Source organism: Priestia sp. SRI_019 (assembly GCF_057586255.1).
Map to the genome: position 1 here is coordinate 924,810 of NZ_JBYCZN010000001.1, position 25,670 is coordinate 950,479.

The following is a 25,670-nucleotide window of genomic DNA, read 5'->3' on the forward strand; positions in this document are numbered from 1 at the left end:
TTCTATTTTTTTAAAATACTATTACTTAGGTGCAATAATAAATACATAGTAAAAAAGCAGGGCCTATGTCTAATTGTGCGTTTAAACAAAATGATAAGATAATTTTTTTATTTTTCGACAAAAGAAAAGTGAGAGAAAGGTGATAGAATACAAATATACAGCCTAGCTGTCTTTTAGCACAAACTTATATGAAAGCGCTAACAAAAAGGCTGTGTTCATCTCGTTTTGACAGATTGGAAAAAGGGGAGACATTTATGCAGGGGAAAACTCAGGGGAAAGAATTGAAACGCGGGTTAGAAGAAAGACATGTGACGCTGATGTCCTTAGGAGCAGCCATAGGGGTAGGACTGTTTCTCGGATCTGCATCTGCTATTAAATTAGCAGGGCCAGGAATATTATTGGCGTACGGATTTAGCGGAATGATTATGTTTTTTATTATGAGAGCACTTGGAGAAATGGCGATTCAAAAGCCTGTTGCAGGTTCATTCAGCAAGTACGCACGCGACTATTTAGGGCCGCTTGCTGGTTATTTAACAGGTTGGAACTACTGGTTTTTATGGGTTGTAACATGTATGGCTGAAATTACAGCCGTTGGTATTTATATGGGGTATTGGTATCCGGATGTACCAAACTGGATTTGGGCGTTATCGGCGCTTGTCATCATGACAACGGTTAACTTCTTAGCTGTTAAGGCATATGGTGAACTGGAATTTTGGTTTGCACTTATTAAAATTTTAGCGATTGTATTAATGATTGCCGTTGGATTATTAATGATTGTGTTTGGAATCGGCAACGGCGGCGTTGCGACGGGTATTAAAAACTTGTGGGACAATGGCGGACTGTTCCCGAACGGGTTCAAAGGTATTTTGCTGTCGCTGCAAATGGTCATGTTTGCGTATTTAGGAATTGAAATGATCGGCGTTACCGCGGGAGAAGTGAAAAATCCGGAAAAATCTCTAGCAAGAGCGATTGATTCTGTCTTTTGGCGTATTCTTATTTTCTACGTCGGTGCGTTATTTGTCATTATGTCGATTTATCCTTGGCAAGAAATTGGTGCACAGGGAAGTCCGTTTGTATTAACGTTCGAAAAAATCGGCATTCCAGCGGCAGCAGGCATTATTAACTTTGTTGTACTAACAGCAGCTCTTTCTTCTTGTAACAGCGGTATTTTTAGTACAGGCCGTATGCTGTTTAACTTAGCAGAACACGGAGAAGCGCCAAAAGGATACGGCCAGCTTACAAAAGGCGGCGTACCGGGAAAAGCTGTTTTAGCATCAGCGGGTGCGCTATTAGTCGGAGTAGCGTTAAACTACATTGTGCCTGCCAAAGTATTTACGTGGGTAACAAGCATTGCAACATTCGGTGCGATTTGGACATGGGGAATTATTTTGCTTTCTCAAATTAAGTATCGCAAAACGTTAAAAACAGGTGAAGAGGCAAAGCTGAAATATAAAATGCCTTTATTTCCGTTAACATCTTATGTGTCACTTGCGTTCCTAGCGCTGGTAGTGGTTCTCATGGCATATAATCCAGATACAAGAATTGCAGTTGTCATCGGACCATTATGGTTTATCGGTCTTATTATCGCGTACTATGCAAAAGGATTCCACAAACGAAGTCAAGGTTCAGCTGCAGCTGAGCAAAAGCTAGTGAAATAAAAGAAAAGACCTCTTTCTTGAAAAGAGGTCTTTTCTTTTATTATATTTGTTCTTAATTTCCTATAAATAATTAGTTTAGGTAGGTTTCAATAATTGTTTCAATATCATAAGGAGTAATACCTTCATCAAGCGAATAAATAGTGTCAGCTTTTTGTTTGTCATGGACAAGTGTTCCTCTAGCTTGTGCGTGAAATGAAAAAAGATCATAAAGCGTTGGCTTCAACAGCTTTGTCATGGCTTTCCCCATAAGAGAGACAGATCCATTGTTTTGTTCAAGATTATTTTGAAATTCAACATGATGATGCAGCGAAATATCCGTCCAGATTAATTTTCGCTCTTGTAAATCAAAAATTAAAGGGATGGAGATGGTGGAATCACTAGCAAGATCTACTTTATTTTGTACGGTAGAAGGTTCGAATATTTCGCCGGACTCTACGTGCTGTCTCATCATCCATCCTCCAAAGCATTCGGGAAGCATAACAAAAGGTTGAACAGAAAATGAATAAACGTTCATCAATATATAACGGCCGCCTTTTTTTAGAATCGTAGGGATATGCAAGTCAATAAATTCACATGCCCCGTTAGGAGCAGATGTAATATCTCCGCTGTGAAAAGCTTTGAAGCTTTCTGAAGATAAGTTTGTATAAGAAATATGCTCTTTATACTGCCAGTTTTCATCGTAAATTCCGGCAGACAAATCAATATCTACACTACCGGTGTGCTCACCATTTACAAAGCCTTCTTTCCACCAAATGAAAAAACGAAGCGTATCGCCTTCAGGTATTGTTAATTTACTGCCTCTACTAATCGTTTTTAATGTTTTGCTGCTTGAACGCTGTGAAAATGGTATGGTTTGTTCACGCAATCGTTTATCAACCCATACATTTCCAAGAGGTGGCAGCTTGGAAAAACGGTCATGTAAAGCATCTTTGCAGGCATTTATTACACCATCACAAAGATTTTTACGAAGAGAAGGTAAGGGACTATCAAGCGCCATTACTTTGGACACATTCCCTTTTGGAAACACTACGCGCATATCTTGTCTATGATGTCGATGCTTCATATGTGAATAGAGCTGAAGCAGTACTTGCGTAGAGACATAATGAGCGACCGTTGCAAATGCTGTAATAATAGAAGCTGCTTCTTGTTCCCCAGTAGATAAGCGCAGTAAATGGTCAATTCGTCTAGCAAAGTCACCTGGACGTTTTTCTAAAAGTGAAACTGCTTTTGAGACGTCTTTTTGCTCGAGTGCTTTCTCTACTTTACTATAGAAGGTCAATGGTTTTTTATGATTTCGAACAGCATTAAACCCTTTAGCAGCGTGAGGAAATCGATGTTTGTATTCCCCAGGATGTAAAATTTCACCTAACCGAATCCACTTTACTTTATAGCGAAACATATCTTCTTCCGCGTTTGAAGTGCTCTCTAGCAGCTGCAACAAGCTTCGACGTTCAAAACGACTAAACTTCTTAAATAAAGTGGGTGATGAAAGGCTAATATCGCCATCAGATAAAGCGGTTGCCAAACGTAAAACGTCTGTTGCTGTTTTAAAATAAGAAGACAAGACATTAATAGGTAGTTTTTTTGTTTTAATTAAAACTGAGCTAACAAATGCAGCATTTTCTTTTTGAGGAATGACTTCTGGAAGTAGGTCTAATACATGTAAATTGACAAGAGACCATTCGATGTCTGCTCGATCCGTTTGCGATAATGAGGTATTGGCACCAATTAATTGACGGATCATAAGACCGAATTCTTCATCCGTTCCGAGGTCAATAATCCGCAAATCTGTAGTATCTAACAGGGGAAAAACATCTTGTTTTTCACTGTTTGGTAAAATCCCAGTCAGATAGTGAACCACGGCATTTATGTATAGTTCTGCTTCGGACGCTTGCATGACTTCATTTGGAAAGTTAGGATACATCGGTTTATATTTGACATGAGCGCCAACGAGTCTTTTTAAAGATAAGAGAAGCTGCTCATAAAAAGACATAAATTCGTAGAACGAAAGAGTGAGTAACCGATTAATTAAAGAAGCTGAAGCTGTAAATCCTAATGCCTCAATGTTTTTTAACATGGAAGCTACATAAGCAGGGGCTAATATATCTGATCCTTGCTTTATAATTACTTTAAATTGTCTTCTTAAAAAAATATCGTTTTTCATTCAAACACCACCATGTATGATTTGCACAGAAAAAGCCAGGCGCTGTGCTTCCTGACTTTGAATATATGTATAGTTATGTTAATGGATTAAGGAAAGAGATACCTCTAAATTCTAAGAGTTGGATGAGAAGGAAGAAGTATCATAGCCTTAATCTTTGAATATTGTACCATCATATTGAAAAGATGTAAAATAATAATAGTTTAGTAGGGCAGGAAGTTTTTTGTCTTTTTTATCTATCGAATTCTCTCAATTTTAAACCCATTATCAATTTGATGAAATCCGACTTTTGGATAGTAGTTCATAGCAGAAGGAGCGGAAAGTAAAATCAGCGCGGTTTCTTCGCCGATTTCTGATTGAACGTGTTTGATTAGCTGTGTACCGATTCCTTGCTTTTGATAATCTTTTACAACAGCTAAATCCGATAAATAGCAGCAGTAGCTAAAATCTGTTAACGCTCTGGCTATGCCAATGAGTTCGCTGTCGTTCCAAGCGGTAATGGTAAGAGAAGCATGATCGAGCATTCTTTGAATGCGATCAAGATCTTGTGCAGGACGTTTAATACCGGAATGTATAAATACTTCAGCAGCTTGTTCCGCACGGATTAAGACGTTAGTTTTATAAGTGATAGTCATTGCGTCATCTCCTTAATTTATAAGATATAGTCCAGTATATGAAGAAACTGAACTGAGAGTAAGTGTCAGAAACAGCGAATTTAATAGTATCAGTTAGAAAGGAAAGAACACTATGTTAGAGCTAATGCCTTTGCTTGATAAAAGAAAAGCAGATCCCTTGTACATGCAGCTTTATATCTACATAAAAAAACAAATTCAAAAAGGTACCATTCCGCCTCATGAAAAATTGCCTTCTAAACGAAAGTTAGCTCTTCATTTAAGCATTAGCCAAAATACGGTTGAAGCAGCTTATGTACAGTTAGAAGCAGAGGGATATATCGAGATACTAGCTAGAAAAGGAGCATTTGTAAAAGAGATAAAAAATGAAGTTGTGCTTCAAAAACAGCCTCCCGCCTATGTCTCTTTACCGCAAGAAGAACGGAAATCGACTGCTATTGATTTTAGCCACGGAAAGATAGATGTGGAAAAATTTCCGTATAATACGTGGAAAAAGCTAACGGTGCAAGCTATTTATCATGATGAAAGCCAGCTTTTTTACAGCGGACATCCACAGGGCGAACTGCTTCTTCGCCAAGAAATTGCGTCGTACCTTTACCACTCAAGAGGAGTGCGCTGCACAGCGGAGCAAATTGTGATAGGTGCAGGTACACAGTACCTCATGTGGCTGCTTTCTGTCATTCTAGGAAAAGAAAAGATAATTGGGTTCGAAAACCCAGGTTTTCACCGAACAAGGCACGTTTTTCAAGAACAAGGTATGTCGGTGCTCCCTATTTCTGTTGATGATTCTGGCTTGCAAGTCAAGGAACTGAAAGAAAGCGGAGCGGATGCGGTGTACATTACGCCGTCTCATCAATTTCCCATTGGTATGGTCATGCCGATAGCAAGAAGACTTGAACTACTAGAGTGGGCGGCAAAAACGAATGGCTATATTATAGAAGATGACTATGACGGAGAATTTCGCTACAAAGGAAAACCGATTCCGGCGCTTCAAGGATTAGATCAAGACGATCGCGTTATTTATACGGGGACGTTTTCAAAATCGTTAATGCCTTCTCTTCGAATAAGCTATGCCGTGCTGCCACACCAGCTTTTTACAAGATATGTGAAGCACTGTGGACTGTTTAAACAGCCTGTTTCAAGACTTCATCAGCATACGCTTTTTCTTTTTATGAAAGAAGGACACTGGGAACGTCACTTAAATAAAATGAGAACAGCATACCGCAAAAAACAAGCGCTGCTGCTAGATTGCTTGACTACTATTATGGGAGAAAGTGTAGATATTGTTGGAGAACATTCTGGCTTACATATTCTTCTTAAGGTAAAAAACGGAATGAGTGAACAGAAACTAATTGAAGCAGCTGCCGAGCAAGGGGTAACGATTTATCCAACGTCTATTTATTATCATAGTGCCGATGAAAACAAGACGCCCTATGTATTGCTTGGATTTGCGGGATTGTCTGATGAAGAAATAAAAACAGGTGTAAACCTGCTGTTTAAAGCTTGGTTTGAACGGTAGGATTGAGAGATATGCTGGGGGGATTTCTATGAAAGTAAAGCGGAAATTGTTTGGTTTATGGACAGGAGAGCTTACGGCAGCTATACTGTTTGCTGCGCTGTGGGTAGGGTACTTAAATGAGTTTTCTCATCTAAGTTTTTACTTAACAACATTTTCTAGTGTGTATGCTTTTATCATACTTGAGTTTATCTTGTTTCAAGGAAGCTTGTACTGGTTTATGAAATGGAAGCGAGTGAGGCGAAAAGAAGATTCTCATTTGCCCTCTAGCTACATTCAATTGTTTCTGCTTTTTAAAAAAATGAATAAAATTCTTCTTGTGTTAGGTGTAGGTGTACTCATTTATCACTGTGTGCAGTTAGGGATTAAGGGGCTTGCTTTTTTTCTGGGCCTTTACGCGTTTGCTTGGCTTGAATATATTAACTACTATGTGATTAGGCTTTCCTATCAAAGTCCAAGTGAAATCAAGGAGTTTTTTGAGCAGAAAAGATTTAAACGGTCTATTTTAGCAAGAGAAATAGATAAGAACCAGCGCGTTTGATTATACAGACTGCGCTGGCTTTTTTGTCTGGAAATCAAGGAACAGGCAAGAGTTGATAAGTTAGTGAATTTGAAAGTAAAGGAAAGTTTGATAGGAAGAAGATGCTTCTTGTAAGGAAGTGATAAATGTATGGAAAAGCGGCGTTACATTCATGCGGTTGTTTCTCGACCAGTCATGGTTTGCGAAAAATGATTTTCTTAGTTCGGCCGTCAGTTCAAGCTGTACTCCGGCTCTTAGCAAATTATCATTCACAATATTTTGTTCGCTTGTTCCGGCAATGTCAGAAGGAGCGTCACGGACGGTAAAGCCGTGTTTGCGCAGCGATTGATTCACCAGCTCTTTATAAAGCTGATTTTTTCCGCCTATGTATACGATAGGCTGGCTGCCGCTGTATCCGTGAATCGTCATCACGGACATACTTTGCTGAGCCATTCCTCTAGCAATCGGTTCATCAAAATTTTCTGAGGTTATGTGTAGAACTCCGTTGTTAGTGGACTTGATGCCTTCAAATAAATAATAAGAAGCGGAAAAGCGATCAGCAAGTTCTTTGGCAACTTCTGATGTGCCCGGTTCAATTCCTCCGCCGTGAATGGCCATAATGGATAGGTAGCTAAAGCGCTGTTCGTAGCGAATATCGTAGTCTTGATGGAGAATCTCGTGCTGTTGCAGTTCTGCATAGGAAGAGTAAGAGTCACCGCTTGCATAAGAGGGAAGGGGAATCAAAAAGCAGTACATCAAACATAGCAAAGTGCTCGTACTCCATTTGAATAAACGGTTCATCAATAATCACCTCTATTTATCCTATGATAGGTAGAGGTGATTATTAGTATTTCCGTCCGATATAGAGTAAATGAGAAGAAAGTCCAAGGTGATAAGAACTTGATGCTTGTTGGATAAGCAGTTGAACGATGCTGTCCATTTCTTCAGGAGACTTTTCTTTCCAGTAAGTCCATTCCTCAGAATTAACGGACGAAGCAACGTTAGAGGCAATCAGCTCAATGCATTGAAATCCATGCTTCTTTAAAAAAGGAATAATATCCTCAATATTAGCATAATAAGCGTGAGTAAACCGGCCTTCTTCGGCATGATTAAAGCAGCCTGATTCATAAAAATCATGAAGCGCTTTTGCCGTGTTGTTTGGTTTTAAACGCTCCGGGGATGTTAAAGAAGAAATGACGTGCTGGACGCGCGGCATAAACGAAATAAAGACAGTTCCGCCTGGCTTTGTGACTCGATACAGCTCTCGTACAGCTTGAATGCGATCTTGTTTCTTCTGCAAATGATACATTGGTCCAAGCATTAGTGCCGCATGAAATTGGTCATCCAGGCAACATTGAAGGTTCCGAGCATCTGCCACGTGAAAATCAAGAAATGCATTGTATACTTGCCGTTCTAAAGCCTTTTCCTTAGCTGTTTGAACTAAATGAGGCGTCAAATCAGTTAGAGTTACTTCGTAGCCGTTTTCTGCTAGTTTTAAGGCATATCTTCCAGGTCCAGCACCGTTATCTAAGATATGTCCGCTGGGAGGAAGGTGTTTTTTTATAAAATGCCAGTTTACTTGAAACTCAATAGGCTCCCGTTCTAATCTTCCCCACTCATCAAACCTGCTGTAATAATCGATAACTTTATCCACTTTAATTAGCCTCCACTTCAAAAATTAGTTATAGTAAATTATAACAAAAATAGGAATAGTTAATAGGTCCGTTTATAAAAAAGTGAAGAGAAAGGAGGGGGGAAATGACCGCAGCTTTTATTAGTCGTCTCGCGCTATCAGGTTTGTTAGGAGCTTTGGTTGGTTTAGAAAGAGAGTTTAGAGCAAAAGAAGCGGGTTTTCGCACTCATTTTTTAGTTGCTGTCGGTAGTACGCTCATTATGTTAATTTCGAAATACGGCTTTTCAGATGTGCTTCATCAAGATCATATGGCTCTTGATCCGAGCCGAGTTGCCGCACAAGTAGTAAGCGGTATTGGTTTTTTAGGAGCAGGTATGATTATTATTCAAAAGCAGCATGTTAGAGGGCTCACAACAGCCGCAGGCGTATGGGCAACGTCGGGAATTGGTTTAACCATTGGGGCGGGTATGTATACAGTCGGCATTAGCGCAACTATATTAGTGCTGATTGGCTTAGAAATATTGAACGTGATGTTTACATCTCTTTCTACTCATTCTCTTTTAATTAAGTTTCGTGCAGCGAATCAAGAGGATATTTATGAGCTCCTTGATAAGATTGAAAGGGAAAATATTATGATTTCATCCTATGAAATTCAGCAGGATCATCATCAAGGGGAACTGCTTTATTTCGTTGAAATAAAAGGAAAGGCAAAAAAGAAAGGGAATAAAGTAGAATTGATTAAATCCATTCACTCTATGGCTCATGTATTATTTATTGAAATTGAATAAGCACTTATTTATTTTTTCAAAAGAAACTGGAAGAAACATATTTTAGTTGAAGGAAGAGCAGGGCCGAACGATGAATGGAGGACGTAGATTTCGTGTATGTAGGTGCTTCTAGCGGTTGATTGGAGGGTAAGGCGAAGACTCCTGCGGGAAAAGCGGAACAGGTGAGACCCCGCAGGAGCGTAAGCGACGAGGAGGCTCAGCGGCCGCCCGCGGAAAGCGAAACCCTGCACGGAAATCAACCGCGGTGTTAAAAGTAATCCATACTAACTCATTTATCCAATTTGTTCTCTCTATCTTGCTTAAACCGTTTTGCTGTGTTTTATCATAGCAAAAAAAGGCTATTACCTAAATATAGAGAATTTTACTGGAGGTTATAAAATGAAAATTGGAGTCGTAGGTGCTACAGGAAAAGCAGGAAGTTTTATCGTGAAAGAAGCTTTAAATCGAGGACATGATGTAACGGCAATCGTACGTGATGCGAGCAAAGTAGATGAACGAGATGTTCGTACACTGGAAAAAGACATCTTTGATATCACAGCAAAAGATATCGAAGGCTTGGATGCAGTAGTGAATGCATTTGGAGCTCCTGAAGGAAAAGAACATCTGCATGTAGAAGCGGGACAGTCGTTAATTCGTGTATTTAAACATGCTCCGGACGTTCGTCTTCTTGTTGTAGGAGGAGCAGGCAGTTTGTTTGTTGATGAGGAGAAAACGACGCGTCTAGCAGATACGCCTGATTTTCCAAAAGAGTATAAAGCGACAGCTGACAATCAAGCTCAAAATTTAAAAGACTTAGAAAGTACAAGCGATATTAATTGGACGTTTATTAGCCCGGCAGCATTTTTTAATCCTTCAGGAAAACGAACGGATGCTTATAAAACTGGAAAAGATCATGTTATTTTAAACTCAGAAGGAAACAGCCATGTCAGCTATGCTGATTACGCCATTGCAGTCATTGATGAAATTGAGCGAGGAGAGCATATAAACGAACGCTTTACCGTTGTATCCGACGCTAGATAAAGGAAAAGCCGCTTTATGCGGCTTTTTTTGTGAGTGATATACTATGAAAAAAGAAAAGGAGTACAGCAGAAAATGAAGAATACAAAAAACGTAGCGCTAGCTTGTTATAGTGAATCCTACGACTCGTCTATACATAGCTATACGCTGCCTGAAGAGCAGCTCATTTATACGGCACTTCCCGCTGAAGCCTTAGCTAAGTGTGAGCAGGAAAGAGACAGAACGCCCGTTTTGATTTTGGCAGAAAACAAACTAGTCGGCTTTTTCGTGCTCGACGCAGGGGAAGCCGTTAAAGAATATACTAAAAGATCCGGCGCGCTTTTAATACGGTCGTATTCCATTCATCCTGATTATCAAGGAAAGGGAGTTGGCAAAAAGTCATTGAAACTTCTTCCTTCTTTTATCAACCATCACTTTCCGACTAAAAATGAAGTGGTGCTAGGCGTGAACTATAAAAACACGGCCGCGCAGCAGCTGTACAAAAGAAGCGGCTTTATCAACACAGGCCGGCATATCTTTGGAAGCCAAGGAAAGCAGTTTGTTTATCAGATGGACATAAAAAAAGCTTGAACCAAAGTTCAAGCTTTTTTCTTATATAACAAGTAGGAAGCTAGAGCAAATAGGCAGCGCTACAAGGGACGTTTTTAATACGGGAGCAGGGACGCGATTTGTAAACTTTGCTCCAATATATGAACCGACCATTGTGCCGACTACTACTTGGATCAACAGTGGAATATCTAAAAAGCCCTGCTGATAATAGCCCATTCCTCCGCCGATGGCAATCGGAATAATAACGAGCATTGTCGTTCCGGCTGACTGACGAATAGACAAGCCTAACACCATCATAAGGCCAAGCTGGATAAATGGAGTTGATCCAATTCCGAACATTCCTGATAGAGCGCCGGTAATTAAGCCAATTAGTAAAGAGTAGACGACAAATTTAGCTCCTGTTGGCACAGTACGTTCTTTTTGCTGACGGGAAAATAAAAACATTCGCACCCAAAGTAAAACACCAGATAATAAAAGCATACCGGCTGTTAGCCATTTTAGCTCGCCTTCTGGAATAAAGGATGAAAGGTTAGACCCAATCCAAGCGCCTAATGCACCGAGGATACCAACAGAGATACCGGATTTTAAAGATACGTTACCTTCGCGGTAATGACTGACTGCGCCAGATAAAGAAGAGAAAATCATTGCGGTAAGAGCCGTTGCGAGTGCAACGTGTACAGATACGCCGTACAGCAGCGTTAAAATCGAAATAATAAAACCTGATCCGCCTGCTCCGACAAATCCTAAGATCAGTCCGACGGCTAACATTGTTAAAACAATTGAAACATCCATAAACTAATTCCTTCTTTCAACACTTATTCTATGCAGACACATAACATTTTTAGAAAGTGCTACGTTCTTCATTTAAACATGAATTTTTTATGACGTCCAATGTATAATTTATATGAAATTGATAGTATTATGTAATAAGTAAAGGATGTGAAAAAATGGAATGGCAGCAGCTCGAATATTTTAATGTTGTAGCTCAAACGCAACATTTCACAAAGGCCGCAGAAAAATTATCAATCGCACAGCCTACGCTCAGCCGCTCAATTTCTAAATTAGAATCAGAGCTTGGCGTGCCGCTATTTGAAAGAAAAGGAAGGCAAGTTATTTTAAATCGATACGGACGGCTTTTTTACGAACGAACGGCTAAAGTATTAAACGAAATGGAAGAAGCTAAACGTGAGCTTTCAGATTTGATTCACCCTCACCGCGGCAGTATTTCGTTTGCTTTTTTAAAATCATTAGGCGCTTCGTCCGTTCCAAAACTAGTTCATGCTTTTTTACAAGAGTATCCAAACGTTCAATTTCAAATTTTTGAGAACGCCACGAACATCATGCTCGATCAGCTTCAAACGGGGGAAATTGATTTTTGTATGTCTTCTGTAACGGAATCTAGGGCAGGAATTCAGTGGGAATATTTATGGAAAGACGAGCTGTACGCGTATGTCCCTGATACGCATTCTTTTGCTTCAAGACAAGTGCTTTCGATTTCAGAGTTGGCTCATGAATCGTTTATCGCGTTAAAAAAAGGATATGGAAGCCGAACAATTTTTGATCAGCTGTTTGAAGAGGCCGAGATTGTTCCAAATATTACGTTTGAAGGAGAAGAATTTTTAACGGTGCTTGGTTTTGTAGCGGCTCATTTAGGGTTTGCCTTGCTTCCTGAAATAAAGGGAGTAGACTTGCGAGGCATTAAGAAAATAAAGCTCAAAGAAGACACAGCTTCAAGGGTAATTGGGATTGCGTGGAACAAGGATAAATATTTAACTCCTGTTGCGAAAAAGTTCCAGGAATTTTTAATTCAGTATTTCAAAGACCATCATACGGGAGGAAAACGATGAAGAAAATTGCTTGCCTGCACGCTCATCATTCGAACATCTCTTATATAGAAAAAGCGCTGCCGTTTGCGAACTGTATGCATTTCGTAGACCCAGGCCTTGTACATCGGGTAACAACCGACCCTAAGTTTGCAGCGGAGTCAGCAGCTGCAGAAGTAGAGAAGCAGTTAAAGTGGATGGAAGAATGTTCAACGGATGCCATTTTACTTACGTGTACGAACTACATTGCTCTTTTACCAGAAGCATTTACAAGCGATGTTCCAATTATTAAAATCGATGAGCCTTATTTTCACCGAATATGTGAAATAGAAGAACCGCAGCTTATCGTGTTTACAAATCCGGAAACCGTAGAAGGAACAATGAAGCGTCTAGACGAATTTGTATTTTATCAAAATGTAAAGATAAATGTTCGCCCTGTTGTGATAGAAGGTGCTTTTGAACTAGTAATGACTGGAAACCTAGAGAAGTATAAACAGAAGGTGAAACATGTCTTACATGAGCTAATAAAAGAGCATAATACTGCTGTTTCAGTAGCGCAGCTCTCGATGGTAGAAGCGGCGGCGGAGGTAAGCGACCGTATTATTACGCCTCTTCAACCGTTAGCGGAAGAAGTAAGAAAAACAATTATTAGGTCATAAGGAATGAAAGAAAGAAAAAATAAATGGTAAAATATTCACTTTATTTTGACAAAAATTTCATTTCCTTATATGATAAGTAGTGTTATAGAAACCACTTATTATATAGGGGAGGCATCGTTTTGTGAAGAAAGCAAATGCGCGCGATAAGATTTTAGAAACAGCATCGCGGCTTTTTCAGCTGCAAGGCTATCATGCAACAGGATTAAATCAAATTATTAAAGAGAGTGGGTCGCCAAAAGGGTCTCTTTATTATTATTTTCCAAAAGGGAAAGAAGAACTGGCGATTCACGCTGTTCAATATACGAATAAATACGTCCAAATCCAAATTAAAGAAAGTTTAAATAAATCTTCTGACGCAGCGCAGGCTATTCAGTATTTTATTGAAGAATTGTCCAAGCAGTTTGAACACGAAGAAAGTATTGCTGGTATGCCTGTTGGACTGCTGGCTGGAGAAACGGCGCTTATTAATGAACCGCTGCGAGAAGTCTGCTACGCAGCGTTTCAAGATTGGGAAAAACTTTTTAGAGAAAAAATGATAGAGAGCGGATTTCAAGAGAAGCAGGCAGGAGAGCTCGCGGTTGTGATTAACTGTATGATCGAAGGAGGAATCTTGCGTTCGTTAACAGAGAAAACAAGCGCTCCTTTGCAGCAGATTCAGCAGCAGATTCCGGTTCTGATTCGCAAATAAAAAAAAGCTTTTCACTTTTAGAGTGGAAAGCTTTTTTTATGGATTGACGGAATTTGGCATATATTGATAAAATTTAAAGGTATATTTTCTGAAAATTCTATTTCTTGAAAAAGAAAGAAAGGAGTAGCTCGTGATCTTTACTATTATTCAAGCTGATGATACGTGGGCACTATGGGGAATTCTAGCGATTTGGGCTTCTGTTAGTATTTTTCTCGAACAAAAATATAAGTGGGCTTCTTTTCTGTCAGGAGCTATTATTGCGCTAGCAGGAGCGCTTATCCTATCAAATTTAAAAATTATTCCAACAGAGTCTCCGGTCTATGATGCGGTTTGGGCGTATCTAGTACCGCTTGCCATTCCATTATTGTTATTTCAAGTCAATATGAAAGAATTATTTCAAGAAAGCCGGAAACTGCTTTTTATTTTCTTAATCTGTGCAGTAGGAACGGTCATAGGGAGCACAGCAGGCTTCTTGTTATTAAAAGATTATATTCCTGAACTAGCAAAAATTGCAGCTGCTATCGGCGCTTCTTATGTAGGCGGAGGGGTTAACTTTGCTACCGTTACGGCTAAATTTGAACCATCAAGTCAAATGGTTTCGGCGACGGTAGTTGCTGATAATATGGTTATGGCTTTGCTGTTTGCCGTGTATATGTTTGTTCCTTCTATGAAGTTTTTTAGAAAACATTTTAAGACGCCTCATATTCAAGAAGTAGAGGCTGGGCAATATGGAGAAAATGATCGTCATACGCTTGCAGAAAAATATTGGGCAAAAAAAGAAATTTCGTTAAAAGACGTGGCGGCTTCAATTGGTACATCATTTTTTCTAGTGGTTGCATCGTTTAAATTAGCCGAATGGTTTGGAACAATCATTCCAACCGGTCCAAATGTTTCGGTAATTCAAACATTATTACATACTATTTTGAGCGAAAAATACTTATTGCTTTCCACACTTACGTTTCTTGTCATTTATCTGTTTCCTTCTTATTTTAAAAACATTAGCGGAAGCCAAGAAATCGGCACGTACTTCATTTATATTTTCTTTGTTGTCATTGGAGTACCGGCGTCTATTCCATTAATTGTTGAAAAAGCACCTCTTTTAATTCTATTTGTGCTCATTGTGGGAATGAGTAATTTAATAGTGGGACTTATTCTAGGAAAAGTATTTAAAATTGATTTAGAACATATTTTACTAGCGAGCAATGCAACGGTAGGAGGGCCTACGACAGCAAGCGCAATGGCGATTGCTAAAGGATGGGGAAGTTTGGTTGGTCCTATCTTGGTAGTAGGAACGCTTGGCTATATTATTGGTAACTATATCGGCTTTGCACTTGGCTATTGGTACTTAACATTTTAAATAAAAAAGCGCCTCCTCTGATGACTCGGAGGAGGCGTTTTTTTATTTAGCATGCTTGACTGCTGAAGATTGATAAAAGCGACCTTTAAAGATATACGTAGCTGTAATAAATAAATAGATAGCTAGTGTAATAGTCGTAATGACAACGGATGTTGTGCAGATAACACCAATTAAAATAGCGCTTAGCGCAATTAGGGCAGTCCACGTCGTATAAGGAAACCATTTAACAGAGTAGCTGCTCGATGCTTCTGGCTGAACTTTGCGGGACTTTAAGTGTGCGATCGCAATAATCAACCAAATAAATAACACGGTATATCCTAAGGAGCCCATCAAATAATCAAATGTTTTACTTCCTGCAAATAAGGAAATCAACACGCCCACATAAAGGGATGATGTACACATTAAGATTGCATAGACAGGAACTTTGTTAACAGAAAGTTTCGAAAATACCTTCGGCACTCGACCGTCTACTGCTTGCGTATACAAAATACGTGATGAACCGTAAAGTCCTGAGTTCATTGAAGAAATAACGGCTAACAAGATCACGGCATTCATAATATGATCTGCTCCAGGAATTCCAATCATTTTAAATACCATCACAAAAGGGCTTTGAGAAACGCCGTTCACTTCATTCCAAGGAATCAAGCTCACGATGATAAAAAATGGGAACAGATAAAAAGCAATGATGCGCGTTAATGTGCTGCGCACGGCTTTTGGTACTACTTTTTCAGGGTTTTTTGTTTCAGCTAGCGTTACCCCGATGATTTCAGTTCCACCGTAAGAGTAGATGACAACTAGCATCGCTGTAATTAACCCAGTTGGTCCTTTTGGAAAGAAACCGCCGTGATTGCTCAAGTTCGAAAAGCCCGCTGCGGTATGGTGACCAAATGATACAAATAGTAACAGAAGTCCAGCAATGATAAAGGTCACAATGACCGTAATTTTAATTAATGCTAACCAGTATTCCGTTTCAGCAAATGCTTTAACCGAAAGCAAGTTAATAACTGTGACAATAACGGATACGCCTAGAGCAAGCATCCAAATTGGATAATCAGGAAGCCAGTACTGAATAAAAATAGCTGCTACAACGGCTTCAGCTGCAATGTTTAACACCCACATTTTCCAGTAAATCCAGTCTAAAAAATAAGCGGGGTAGCTTCCTAAAATCGACTGAACTAAATCACGAAACGTTCGTGCATCACTGTTTCGAACCGCCATTTCAGCAAGACCTTGCATAATGAATAGTAAAATAATTCCGCCAATTAAATAAGCAATGATAACTGATGGTCCTGCCATATCAATAGCTGAGCTGCTTCCTTTAAATAAACCAGCGCCAATTGCTCCACCTAGCGCCATCATCATAATGTGACGTGAAGTCATTGTTCGCTGCAAACCTTGGTTGTCCTTCTTCATGACTTTTCCCTCCACTTTTTTATAAAATAAAAAAAGCTTATCGTCTCCTACCTCATTATCAAATGAGAGAAGAGACGATAAGCTTTAGCTAACCGCGGTACCACTCTTGTTGGCTCTTAAAGAACCCTGCTTAAAACCTGATAACGAAGGTTAGACGTTAAAACTTAGAGAATACTTCTGCATTCTTTCTGATTTACCACTCCTGGGCGAGTTCAAAGTATTATTGGACTACGTTGCACCAACCCGTAGCTCTCTTGACCGAATAATAAGCTTCTACTACTCCCAATCGCTGTGTTTTTGATTGAAATCTGAAAGTTCTTGATGAATAACCATTACTATACGTGCTTCCTTTTTCTTTGTCAACAGCTATTTTTGAAAAAGTGAAAATGATTGAACTCTGTTTTTTATAGAACTCAAGACTGGTTATTTTGGTAAAAAAATCAGTCATTTCACCTAATTTTCACCAACTCTGCTTACATTAAGAAATATGAAAAAGAGGTTGTTTTGACAAATACATAGGTGAGGAGAATGAATAGAGTGAAAAAGATGATGTACGTCCGGTTTGGACTGGATCTTTTAATGGCCGTTACGTTTGTTTTATTTTTTAACAAACAAGTATTGGGAGGGTTAACGTTTCATGAAATTGCGGGGTTGGCGATTGCCGTCGCCTTTTTTACCCACGTGCTACTAAACTGGCAGTGGGTAAAGAAAGTTACGGTTAAATTATTTGATCGTAAGCTTCCGCGCAGAACAAAGTTCGGTTATTTTTTAAATATCATGCTGTTGATTACGATGTCATTTATTATGATTAGCGGTATTTTTATTTCAAGAGTAGTATTTCCAAATATTAATGTTGGGAACGAACAGTGGTTTAAGGTTTCGCATATTTCGGTATCATTCTTAGTGTTAATTTTAGTAGCCGCTCACATAGGTCTTCATTGGCAATGGGTTATAAATGTATGCAAAAATATGACGAAATTCAAAAAATCAAAGAAAAGCTTGAGCATAGCAGCTAAGCTCGCAACCGTTGCACTGTTAGTCGTTGGCATATACGAAATAAATGAGACTGATTTTCTTGGAAAGCTTGGAGGAGTAGCGAGAGTGCTGAATTTAAGTTCCTCAGATATGCCACAAAAAAGCGGTGGGAAGCCGGATTTTGATCGCCGTTCATTTAGCGAGAACAAATCTCCAGCGACGGCATCTGCTGGTCACGAACGTCCGAACTTTGATCACGATGGCGAAGGTTTGGAAAGAGGGATGAAAGGAAAAGAAGGCGGTTTTGAAAGTCCGAATCCTTTTGTTGTAATCGGTACTTATTTTGCTATTATGTCGGTTTTTATTATCATTATTTATTATATTGAAAAAATATTAACAAGAGTAAAAAGACGCAAAAAAATGGCTGGTCTGGCTGCAGGAATTTAAAATAAAAAAGCTTTCTATTTCACTGTTTTTTCATCGTACAGAAGTAAAATCATTTATGTAAAAGCGAATTATGTAAAAGCGAATGCTTTGCAAAATTAAAATGAGATAAACTTAGGTGGTGGAAATCGTGAAACAACACACACAGCCTGAAACGGAACATAAGAAAAATTGGTTTATTAATGCGCTATTGAATTTTGGTATTTATAAAAAAGGAAATCGGCATCTATACGAACTGACACTTCAAGAGTTAGAAGCTCAATATGTAAAAGTAAAAGCATTTATGTATAATCAGGAACCTCTTTCGCAATGATAAAAAGGCACTCAGTCTATGAGTGCTTTTTTATATGAGAAAGTCTTATTCTTTGACAGGAAAAACTGTACAGATTAAAATCACAGTATATTTTAAAGTTACAGTTTTAAATGGCACATATTAATATTATAGGAAGGAAAATAGTTTCTACCTATAATATGCCACTATTTTTGACCGTATCATTTTTGGAGGGAAATAAAATGACAAATAAAAAGTATGAGCCGCTTCTACAGCCATTTACTTTTTCAAATGGCATTAAATTAGATAACCGCGTTATTCTTGCGCCTATGACAAATTTTTCATCAAATGAAGATGGAACAGTATCAAATGCAGAAGTAGACTACTATGTACGACGTTCAAAAGGTGTTAGCATGGTCATTACAGCATGTACATACGGAACGCCGAACGGCAAAGGATTTCACGGAGAGTTTGCTGCAGACAGCGATGAAATGATTCCTAGCCTGCGCCGCTTAGCAACAGCCATTAAAAATCAAGGAGCAAAAGCCGTTCTTCAAATTTTCCACGGAGGCCGCATGTGTCCGCCTGAGCTTGTTCCAAATGGAGAGGTTGTTAGCGCAAGTGCTGTTGCTGCAGAACAAGAAGGAGCACCGGTGCCTCGAGAGTTAACAAATGAAGAAATCGAAGGCATTATTCATGATTTTGGTGAGATGACGCGCCGTGCCATTGAAGCAGGATTTGACGGGGTTGAAATCCACGGAGCAAATAACTATTTAATTCAGCAGTTCTTTTCTCCGCATTCTAATCGCCGCGAAGATAAATGGGGAGGCAGCGTAGAAAAACGATTAACATTCCCGCTAGCAATTGTAGACGAAGTAAAGCAAGCCGTTTCTAAACATGCAAAAGAGTCATTTTTAGTAGGTTATCGCTTCTCACCAGAAGAGCCTGAAACGCCTGGAATTACAATGGCTGATACATTGAAGTTAGTTGATGCACTAGCAGAAAAAGACCTTGATTACCTTCACGTATCGCTAATAGAATTCTGGTCAAAACCGCGCCGAGGCGTGGAAGATACTCGTTCACGTATTGAGATTATTCAAGAGCGCGTAGGAAGCCGCGTGCCTGTGATGGGCGTAGGTTCTATTCATACAGCAGACGAAGCAGCAGCAGCTCTTGAAACCGGCATTCCACTGCTTGCGATTGGCCGTGAATTAATTATGGATCCAGACTGGGTTCAAAAAGTCAAAGAAGGCCGGGAAAATGAAATTGTGACAACATTAAGCAAAAAAGATCAGGAAAAGCTTGTGATTCCTGACCCGCTGTGGCAAGCCGTTATTAACACACCAGGCTGGTTCCCGGTTGAAGATTAAAAGAAAGACAGAAAAGCGCAAAGACGATGGGACTGACTCCATGTCTTTGCGCTTTTTTGCTTTTTTATGGAACAGAGCTTTTGAACCATTAATTTACAAATGGGCTTCTTTATGTTTGAATAATAATAGTTTTCTGAAAGTGAGGTAGAAAAATGAAAGCAGGCCCAACAGTAAAAATGATGGTTTCAATGAGTATTTTTGGTTCAATTGGCTTTTTCTCCACACAAACTGGACTGCCTTCTTTTGATTTAGTATTTGTTCGCTGTATTTGTGCAACGCTTTTTCTCGGAATGTGCTGGTTTGTAACGGGTGAATATAAAAGAGAAAAATGGAATGCCAAAGAAATAAAGCAGATTTTACTGTGCGGGATATTCCTTGTATTTAACTGGGTGTTTCTATTTAAAGCATTTGAAATGATGTCCGTTACGGTAGCTATTTCTATTTATCATCTTGCACCCGTTTTAGTATTGCTTCTGGGGAGCTTTATGTTTAAGGAGAAATTAACGGTTCTTGGCGTTATGTCTACCATCATTTGTTTTGCAGGAACACTTCTGATTATTGGGGTGAAGGAACTTACGATTGATGGCTTCATGTCGTCGGGAATACTGTGGGCGCTTTTAGCCGCTTTGTTTTATGCATGCACGACGCTGCTTGGCAAAGGAATTATTCATACGAGTGCTTACGCTGTTACATTTCTTCAGACTTTTTTAGGGATTTTTTTATTATTGCCATTTGTTCATTTCAGTGATTTTCATTTCCTAACAACGGCCAACTGGACAGCTATTTTAGTAACGGGCTTTGTACATACTGGCTTAGTGTATTATTTGTTTTTCGATAGCCTGCGCTACTTAAAAACTCAAGTGATTTCAGTTCTGGTATTTTTAGATCCGGCCGTTGCTATTTTATTAGATACAGCATTCACGGGATTTCGCCCGACGCTTTTTCAGCTGGCAGGCATTGTTTTGATCTTTTTAGGAATGCTTTTTACTTTGAAGCCAAAACCTTCATCTAAAAAAAGTATTTCCAATAGCAAGATTAAAAAGATCACATAGAATTTCTATTTTAACTGCAGGTGTTCATTTATTAAAAAAGGGGAGCTAGTCATGAAAGTCAGTAAGCAAAACGCAGAACACTACGTGTGGGGAGGAAGATGCGATGGGTGGCACCTAGTGAAAAATAAAGACGTAAGTATTATTCATGAGCGCATGCCCCCTCATACAAAAGAGGTAAGGCATTATCATACGAGAGCACAGCAATTTTTCTTTGTGCTAAAAGGAACAGCTGCTCTAGAAGTAGACGGAATTATTTATGATGTAAAAGCACATGAAGGAATAGAAGTGCTTCCATCCATTCCTCATCAAATGATGAATCGTTTGAGTGAAGAGATTGAGTTTCTTGTTATTTCACAGCCCTTTGCACAAGGAGACCGCATAGCTGTTGATGAAGATAAAGACTAAGCATAGATCAGTCTATTTTTACTAGTCCTAACAGTAAGCGAAGCATACCGTCCAGTACAATAGTACCTTTTCATTCAGTAAGTGAAATATTATGCCTAATAAAATAAAAATACTTTTATTGCAGAGCAGAAATGTGGTAAATTAATATGTATGCAATATAGGGAGAACAAAATTTACAAATTAACAATTGTGTAATATTAACATCAAGATAAAAAAATAAGAGATTACAAGTTAAAGTGTAAATTTTGTAGATGACTAAAAAAAGAGATGAAGATGATATTGTTTGACAAATTGAATCATTTTCAGGTAATCTTTTGCAGGACGTAACCGTTACGATTTAATGTAGGGGATTTTCCTGAGGTTAGCTGAACATGAAATCTCTACTTTTTAGTGAAAGGAATTTGAAAATGAAAAAACTATTTTCAAAGCCGTTGTTTTACTTTTTTATAGCGGTTTTATTCATGTGGATCAAGTCTTACATGTCTTACAAAGTGGAGTTCAACTTAGATATAAGTGACTCAATGCAAAAAACGTTATTGTTTATTAATCCAATTAGTTCAACTTTGATCTTTTTAGGGTTAGCATTGTTTGCAAGAGGGAAAAGAGCCATCGTTTGGACGCTTATCCTTAGTACAATCATGACGGTCATTTTGTACAGCAATATTTTATATTATCGATTCTTCAATGACTTTGTGACATTGCCTACTTTAACGCAAACAAGCAATGTGGGTCATTTAGGAGGCAGTATCGCTGATTTAGTAAAAGCTCACGATATTTTTTACTTTGTAGATATTATTTTACTGATTGCGCTATTGTTTGTTAGAAAAATCGAATGGCCAAAAGCACGCCTTAAATTCCGCTATACGTTCATGGTATTAGCGGCAGGAGCTATCGCTTTTGCAATTAACCTGCACTATGCTGAAAAAGATCGCCCTGAATTATTAACAAGAACATTTGATCGCAACTACCTAGTGAAATATTTAGGAGCATACAACTACACGGTGTATGATGCAGTTCAAACGTTTAAAAACTCAAAGCAGCGAGCATTCGCAAGCAGTGATGACTTAACAACAGTGAAAAACTTCAGTACAAGTCACTATGCAGCTCCAAATATTGAGTATGCCGGTAAAGCAAAAGGAAAAAACATTATTAAAATTCATCTAGAATCATTTCAGTCATTCCTGATTAACTACAGGTTAAACGGGCAAGAAGTAACGCCGTTTTTAAACTCATTAGCAAATGGAAATGAATTTATGTATTTTGATAACTTCTTCCATCAAACAGGACAAGGTAAAACAGCTGATGCAGAGCTTATGATGGATACGTCATTATACGGCTTGCCTCAAGGATCAGCATTTAGCTTAAAAGGCCGCAATACTTACCAAGCAGCACCAGCGATCTTAGATCAAGAGGGCGGCTATACAAGTGCCGTTTTACACGGAGACTATAAAACGTTCTGGAACCGTAATGAAATTTATAAACAGTTCGGTGTGGATAAATTTTTTGACGCAAGTTATTACAATATGACTGGTGATAACAAAGTAAACTATGGATTAAAAGATAAGCCATTCTTCAAAGAATCTATGCCAATGCTACAGTCATTGAAGCAGCCTTTCTATGCGCATATGATTACATTAACAAACCATTTCCCATTTGTCCTTGATAAAGGCGATGCTAGCATTGAGCCGGCAAACACAGGAGATGGAACGGTAGACCGTTATTTCCAAACGGCTCGTTATTTGGATGAATCACTGCAAGAATTCTTTACGGAGCTAAAAGCTTCAGGCTTATATGACAACTCAGTTATTATGATTTACGGTGACCACTACGGTATTTCTGAAAATCATAACAAAGCAATGGAAAAAGTTCTTGGCGAGAAAATTACGCCATATAAAAACGCTCAGCTTCAACGCGTACCGTTCTTCCTTCATGTACCAGGTGTAAAAGGTGGAGTGAACCATACGTACGGCGGTGAAATTGACGTAGTACCTACGCTTCTTCACTTAGTGGGAATTGATAGTAAAGAGTATGTTCAATTCGGTACAGATTTATTATCAAAAGACCATGATCAGGTAGTAGCATTTAGAAACGGTGACTATGTTTCTCCGAAATACACGTCAATTGACGGCAAGTATTACGATACAAACACGGGAGAAAGAATCACAGCAACAGACGAAGCGAAAGCTTATAAAAAGAAAGTTGGAAGAGAGCTAGAACTTTCTGATAAAGTGTTATACGGTGATTTATTACGATTTAATAAATTAGATGACTTTAAACCGGTCGATCCATCAAAATACATGTATGGAAAAGACCAGGAAACAGAAAAGTAATGTAAGCTTTCACACCATACAATCCAAACAAGCAAGTAGAGGAGCTTTTTAAAAGCTTAGCTACTTGCTTGTTTTATGAGAACTTCATTGAAAAGAAAGCTGGTGACAGAAACGTGGAGCGAACAAGACGCAAAAGAAGAAGAAGAGTTCGATGGGGCAGAGTGTTCTTTGCTTTGTTGTTTCTTTTTATTATCGTTGGAGGCATATACAGCTATTTCCAATATAAGCAAGGGCTATCGATGGCAAGCGATGGTAAATTTGCGGATGACGGCACGACATTTGAACAGTTTCAAGGCAGTCTCCCAAATAACGGAGAAGTAAATATGCTGCTGTTAGGAAGTGACTCGCGCGGGGAAAAGCATTCTCGTACAGATTCTATTTTAATTGCTCACTACGATTCTAAAAGCAAACACCCGAAAATTGTTTCCCTTATGAGGGATATGTACGTGGATATTCCAGGACACGGCAAGCAAAAGCTGAATGCTGCTTACGCGTTCGGAGGTCCTGAGCTGCTGCGTAAAACAATCAAACAAAATTTTGATATCGATATTAACTATTATGCAGTTGTGGACTTCGAAGGGTTTTCAAAAATTGTAGATACGATTGCACCTGATGGCATTGAAGTAACCGTGCCTCACGACATGTCTTCGGGAATTGGTATGACGCTTCACAAAGGTACCCAAGTTTTACACGGTGAACAACTGCTTGGCTACGTACGTTTTCGCCATGATAACATGAGTGATTTTGGACGCGTTCAACGGCAGCAAGAAGTCGTTTTAAAGCTTAAAGATGAAGTAGCAAGCCTAAACAGCGTGTTTAAAATACCGAAGCTTCTCGGCGTAATGGATCCTTACATCGATACAAATTTAGATACAAAAAGCATGATGCTTCTAGCTAAAGATGTGGTAACAGGAAAGATGAAAGATGTTCAAAGCCTGCGACTGCCGTTAGACGGATCGTTTGAAAACAAAACGTATAGCGGTGTTGGTATGGTGCTTGATATTGATTTAGATAAAAATAAAGAAGCGCTGCAAGAATTCTTAAATGACAAATAAAGAAAAGCCTCGAGCATGTCTCGAGGCTTTTTCCTTACACATAGACGATGATGCGCTTGAATGACGTAATGATACTGGTCACTATACCGGAGCATACAACAATAAATAATGAATAAATAGCTGTATCGTTTTGAAGCAGTAAAATACCTGAAATAATAATAGATGCGTCAATCACTAAAATGATGATGCCGGGGTTTAAAGATAACCATTTCGCAAGTATCAGAGAAAATAAGTCGACCCCACCTTGACTTGCGTGCTGCCGGAGCATGATGCCGGTTCCGATTCCGTTAAAAACACCTCCAAGGCAAGCGCTTAAGATAATGGGAAGGTGAAAAATCCCGTGAAGCGGAAACAGCAAATCAATCATAACGGCTGAGAGAACCATGCCATAGATAGCATTTAAAAAATAAGAACGGTTAAAACCTAGGGCGAGAAGATAAATCGGCAAGTTTAAGCAAAAAATCATCACGCCTACTTTATAGCCAAGTAAATAATTAAGAATTAAGCTAATTCCCGTAATGCCTCCTGTTACAAGCTGAAGCGGAAGAATAAAAACGTTAATTCCGATACTAACAAACACACTGCCAATTCCAATTGCAATTAATTTTTTATACATGCTGTCTCATCCTTGTCTATGAATCTCTTTATATGTATATGAAGACAAGCAGAGTTTCAGCACAAAGACCGCTTCAGAAATCATAATGAACGGATTAAATATATGCAAAGGAAGCTGTTTTAAGATGCAAATGTGTTGCATAAACATGGTTCACCATAGACAATAAGAACTAACGAAGAAGGTAAATGGAGGAGAAGAAGTTGATCGTTCGAAAAGCTAGAGAAGAAGAAACATTATCCATTGAAACAGTGACGCTTGCTGCTTATGAGCAATATGCAGCTGTAAAATCAGAAGCACACTGGAAAAGATATCGAAAGGGAATTTTACATACCCTGAGTGAAGAAAAGAAATTTGAGTGCATTGTAGCTGAAATTGATGGAGAAATGGCAGGAAGCGTTTTGTTTTATCCGCCGAATACGGACGTATACGGAGGATTGTTAAAGCCGTTTCCATGGGCTGAAATTCGTCTGCTGGCAGTTGCTCCGTCTCATCGCCGAAAAGGAGTCGCGAATGCGCTTCTTGAAGCGTGTGAAAAAAAATCTCGGGAGCTAGGATGTTCTTATTTAGGTTTACATACAGATCATTCAATGGAACATGCCATTAAGCTGTACACTAAAAGAGGTTACGTTCGCTTTCCTGATAACGATTTTTATCCGGTAAAAGATTTGCACGTTATGGCATTTAGAAAATCAGTTTAATAAAAAAAGCCTTTGAAATCATTGATTTCAAAGGCTTTTG

General features: G+C 38.9%; 25 protein-coding genes, 1 pseudogene and 1 other annotated feature. Of the genes and pseudogenes, 19 read left to right on the plus strand and 7 right to left on the minus strand.

Translation table 11 applies throughout. The features are described 5' to 3' along the window. Positions 1–254: 254 nt before the first annotated feature. A complete protein-coding gene (alaP, locus tag AC2YJL_RS04735) occupies positions 255–1,658 on the plus strand; it encodes an alanine permease AlaP (protein ID WP_075419374.1) in 1,404 nt (467 codons plus the stop codon). Between the two features lie 70 nt (positions 1,659–1,728). Here alaP and AC2YJL_RS04740 read toward each other — a convergent pair whose 3' ends face one another. Beyond that, positions 1,729–3,822 carry a TerD family protein gene (locus AC2YJL_RS04740; RefSeq protein ID WP_251568452.1) on the minus strand — a complete coding sequence of 698 codons (2,094 nt, stop codon included), beginning with the start codon at positions 3,820–3,822 and terminating at the stop codon, positions 1,729–1,731. A gap of 233 nt (positions 3,823–4,055) precedes the next feature. After that, complete coding sequence (locus AC2YJL_RS04745; protein ID WP_230933431.1) at positions 4,056–4,454, minus strand: GNAT family N-acetyltransferase; 399 nt, start codon at positions 4,452–4,454, stop codon at positions 4,056–4,058. A gap of 112 nt (positions 4,455–4,566) precedes the next feature. Here AC2YJL_RS04745 and pdxR point away from each other — a divergent pair, with 112 nt between their 5' ends. Together pdxR and AC2YJL_RS04755 are read left to right on the plus strand one after the other, a co-directional pair. After that, a complete protein-coding gene (pdxR, locus tag AC2YJL_RS04750; RefSeq protein ID WP_487374640.1) occupies positions 4,567–5,970 on the plus strand; it encodes a MocR-like pyridoxine biosynthesis transcription factor PdxR in 1,404 nt (467 codons plus the stop codon). A 28-nt stretch (positions 5,971–5,998) separates the two neighbouring features. Then, positions 5,999–6,508 carry a hypothetical protein gene (locus AC2YJL_RS04755; protein ID WP_230933429.1) on the plus strand — a complete coding sequence of 170 codons (510 nt, stop codon included), beginning with the start codon at positions 5,999–6,001 and terminating at the stop codon, positions 6,506–6,508. Positions 6,509–6,568: 60 nt separating this feature from the next. Here AC2YJL_RS04755 and AC2YJL_RS04760 read toward each other — a convergent pair whose 3' ends face one another. Next, complete coding sequence (locus AC2YJL_RS04760) at positions 6,569–7,288, minus strand: poly-gamma-glutamate hydrolase family protein (protein WP_369361398.1); 720 nt, start codon at positions 7,286–7,288, stop codon at positions 6,569–6,571. Positions 7,289–7,331: 43 nt separating this feature from the next. Then, positions 7,332–8,141 (minus strand): class I SAM-dependent methyltransferase, encoded by an 810-nt coding sequence (locus AC2YJL_RS04765; protein ID WP_369361397.1) that lies wholly within the window; start codon positions 8,139–8,141, stop codon positions 7,332–7,334. Between the two features lie 104 nt (positions 8,142–8,245). Here AC2YJL_RS04765 and AC2YJL_RS04770 point away from each other — a divergent pair, with 104 nt between their 5' ends. The 4 genes and pseudogenes from AC2YJL_RS04770 to AC2YJL_RS04785 all read left to right on the plus strand — a co-directional run bounded on the left by AC2YJL_RS04770 (position 8,246) and on the right by AC2YJL_RS04785 (position 10,495). Then, positions 8,246–8,908: an MgtC/SapB family protein gene (locus AC2YJL_RS04770; RefSeq protein ID WP_230933427.1), complete on the plus strand. Its 663-nt coding sequence runs from the start codon at positions 8,246–8,248 to the stop codon at positions 8,906–8,908. Between the two features lie 130 nt (positions 8,909–9,038). Next, positions 9,039–9,236, plus strand: a pseudogene (locus tag AC2YJL_RS04775) (hypothetical protein); the annotation flags it as partial. Positions 9,237–9,286: 50 nt separating this feature from the next. Next, on the plus strand, positions 9,287–9,928 hold the full coding sequence (locus tag AC2YJL_RS04780) for an NAD(P)-dependent oxidoreductase (RefSeq protein WP_251568454.1): 642 nt from the start codon (positions 9,287–9,289) through the stop codon (positions 9,926–9,928). Positions 9,929–10,000: 72 nt separating this feature from the next. After that, the gene (locus AC2YJL_RS04785) at positions 10,001–10,495 is read left to right on the plus strand and encodes a GNAT family N-acetyltransferase (protein WP_230933425.1); all 495 of its coding nucleotides are present in this window, start codon (positions 10,001–10,003) and stop codon (positions 10,493–10,495) included. Positions 10,496–10,516: 21 nt separating this feature from the next. On the opposite strand, the gene AC2YJL_RS04790 is transcribed toward AC2YJL_RS04785, so the two are convergent. Beyond that, positions 10,517–11,266: a sulfite exporter TauE/SafE family protein gene (locus AC2YJL_RS04790; RefSeq protein ID WP_230933424.1), complete on the minus strand. Its 750-nt coding sequence runs from the start codon at positions 11,264–11,266 to the stop codon at positions 10,517–10,519. Positions 11,267–11,421: 155 nt separating this feature from the next. On the opposite strand from AC2YJL_RS04790, the gene AC2YJL_RS04795 reads away from it, so the two are divergent. The 4 genes from AC2YJL_RS04795 to AC2YJL_RS04810 all read left to right on the plus strand — a co-directional run bounded on the left by AC2YJL_RS04795 (position 11,422) and on the right by AC2YJL_RS04810 (position 15,001). Next, positions 11,422–12,321, plus strand: coding sequence for a LysR family transcriptional regulator (locus AC2YJL_RS04795; RefSeq protein WP_230933423.1), 900 nt, complete (start codon positions 11,422–11,424; stop codon positions 12,319–12,321). Then, positions 12,318–12,956 (plus strand): hypothetical protein, encoded by a 639-nt coding sequence (locus AC2YJL_RS04800; RefSeq protein WP_251568455.1) that lies wholly within the window; start codon positions 12,318–12,320, stop codon positions 12,954–12,956. The genes AC2YJL_RS04795 and AC2YJL_RS04800 overlap by 4 nt, the downstream gene beginning before the upstream one ends. 121 nt (positions 12,957–13,077) lie before the next feature. After that, positions 13,078–13,644 (plus strand): TetR/AcrR family transcriptional regulator, encoded by a 567-nt coding sequence (locus AC2YJL_RS04805; RefSeq protein ID WP_028410959.1) that lies wholly within the window; start codon positions 13,078–13,080, stop codon positions 13,642–13,644. Between the two features lie 130 nt (positions 13,645–13,774). Then, positions 13,775–15,001, plus strand: a complete 1,227-nt coding sequence (locus tag AC2YJL_RS04810; protein ID WP_230933421.1) for a DUF819 family protein — start codon at positions 13,775–13,777, stop codon at positions 14,999–15,001. Between the two features lie 42 nt (positions 15,002–15,043). Here the strand turns inward: AC2YJL_RS04810 and AC2YJL_RS04815 are convergent, their stop codons facing one another. Further along, positions 15,044–16,414 (minus strand): amino acid permease, encoded by a 1,371-nt coding sequence (locus tag AC2YJL_RS04815; protein ID WP_369361393.1) that lies wholly within the window; start codon positions 16,412–16,414, stop codon positions 15,044–15,046. Between the two features lie 67 nt (positions 16,415–16,481). Then, positions 16,482–16,713, minus strand: a binding site (T-box leader). A 238-nt stretch (positions 16,714–16,951) separates the two neighbouring features. On the opposite strand from AC2YJL_RS04815, the gene AC2YJL_RS04820 reads away from it, so the two are divergent. The 7 genes from AC2YJL_RS04820 (at position 16,952) to AC2YJL_RS04850 (ending at position 24,316) form a co-directional block, all read left to right on the plus strand. Then, entirely contained in the window at positions 16,952–17,836 is an 885-nt protein-coding gene (locus AC2YJL_RS04820; RefSeq protein ID WP_374199235.1) for a DUF4405 domain-containing protein, read from the plus strand. Positions 17,837–17,960: 124 nt separating this feature from the next. Then, positions 17,961–18,146, plus strand: coding sequence for a Fur-regulated basic protein FbpA (locus AC2YJL_RS04825; protein ID WP_013058636.1), 186 nt, complete (start codon positions 17,961–17,963; stop codon positions 18,144–18,146). Positions 18,147–18,346: 200 nt separating this feature from the next. Beyond that, positions 18,347–19,474 (plus strand): NADH-dependent flavin oxidoreductase, encoded by a 1,128-nt coding sequence (locus AC2YJL_RS04830; protein WP_230933418.1) that lies wholly within the window; start codon positions 18,347–18,349, stop codon positions 19,472–19,474. A 152-nt stretch (positions 19,475–19,626) separates the two neighbouring features. Beyond that, positions 19,627–20,526 carry a DMT family transporter gene (locus AC2YJL_RS04835; RefSeq protein ID WP_487374641.1) on the plus strand — a complete coding sequence of 300 codons (900 nt, stop codon included), beginning with the start codon at positions 19,627–19,629 and terminating at the stop codon, positions 20,524–20,526. Between the two features lie 51 nt (positions 20,527–20,577). Then, entirely contained in the window at positions 20,578–20,931 is a 354-nt protein-coding gene (locus AC2YJL_RS04840) for a cupin domain-containing protein (protein ID WP_230933417.1), read from the plus strand. Between the two features lie 407 nt (positions 20,932–21,338). Beyond that, complete coding sequence (gene ltaS / locus AC2YJL_RS04845) at positions 21,339–23,261, plus strand: lipoteichoic acid synthase (RefSeq protein ID WP_230933416.1); 1,923 nt, start codon at positions 21,339–21,341, stop codon at positions 23,259–23,261. 323 nt (positions 23,262–23,584) lie between these two features. Beyond that, positions 23,585–24,316: an LCP family protein gene (locus AC2YJL_RS04850; protein WP_407819221.1), complete on the plus strand. Its 732-nt coding sequence runs from the start codon at positions 23,585–23,587 to the stop codon at positions 24,314–24,316. A gap of 34 nt (positions 24,317–24,350) precedes the next feature. Here AC2YJL_RS04850 and AC2YJL_RS04855 read toward each other — a convergent pair whose 3' ends face one another. Then, positions 24,351–24,932 (minus strand): YitT family protein, encoded by a 582-nt coding sequence (locus AC2YJL_RS04855; RefSeq protein WP_195696105.1) that lies wholly within the window; start codon positions 24,930–24,932, stop codon positions 24,351–24,353. Between the two features lie 200 nt (positions 24,933–25,132). On the opposite strand from AC2YJL_RS04855, the gene AC2YJL_RS04860 reads away from it, so the two are divergent. After that, on the plus strand, positions 25,133–25,630 hold the full coding sequence (locus AC2YJL_RS04860; protein WP_057234052.1) for a GNAT family N-acetyltransferase: 498 nt from the start codon (positions 25,133–25,135) through the stop codon (positions 25,628–25,630). Positions 25,631–25,670: the final 40 nt, after the last annotated feature.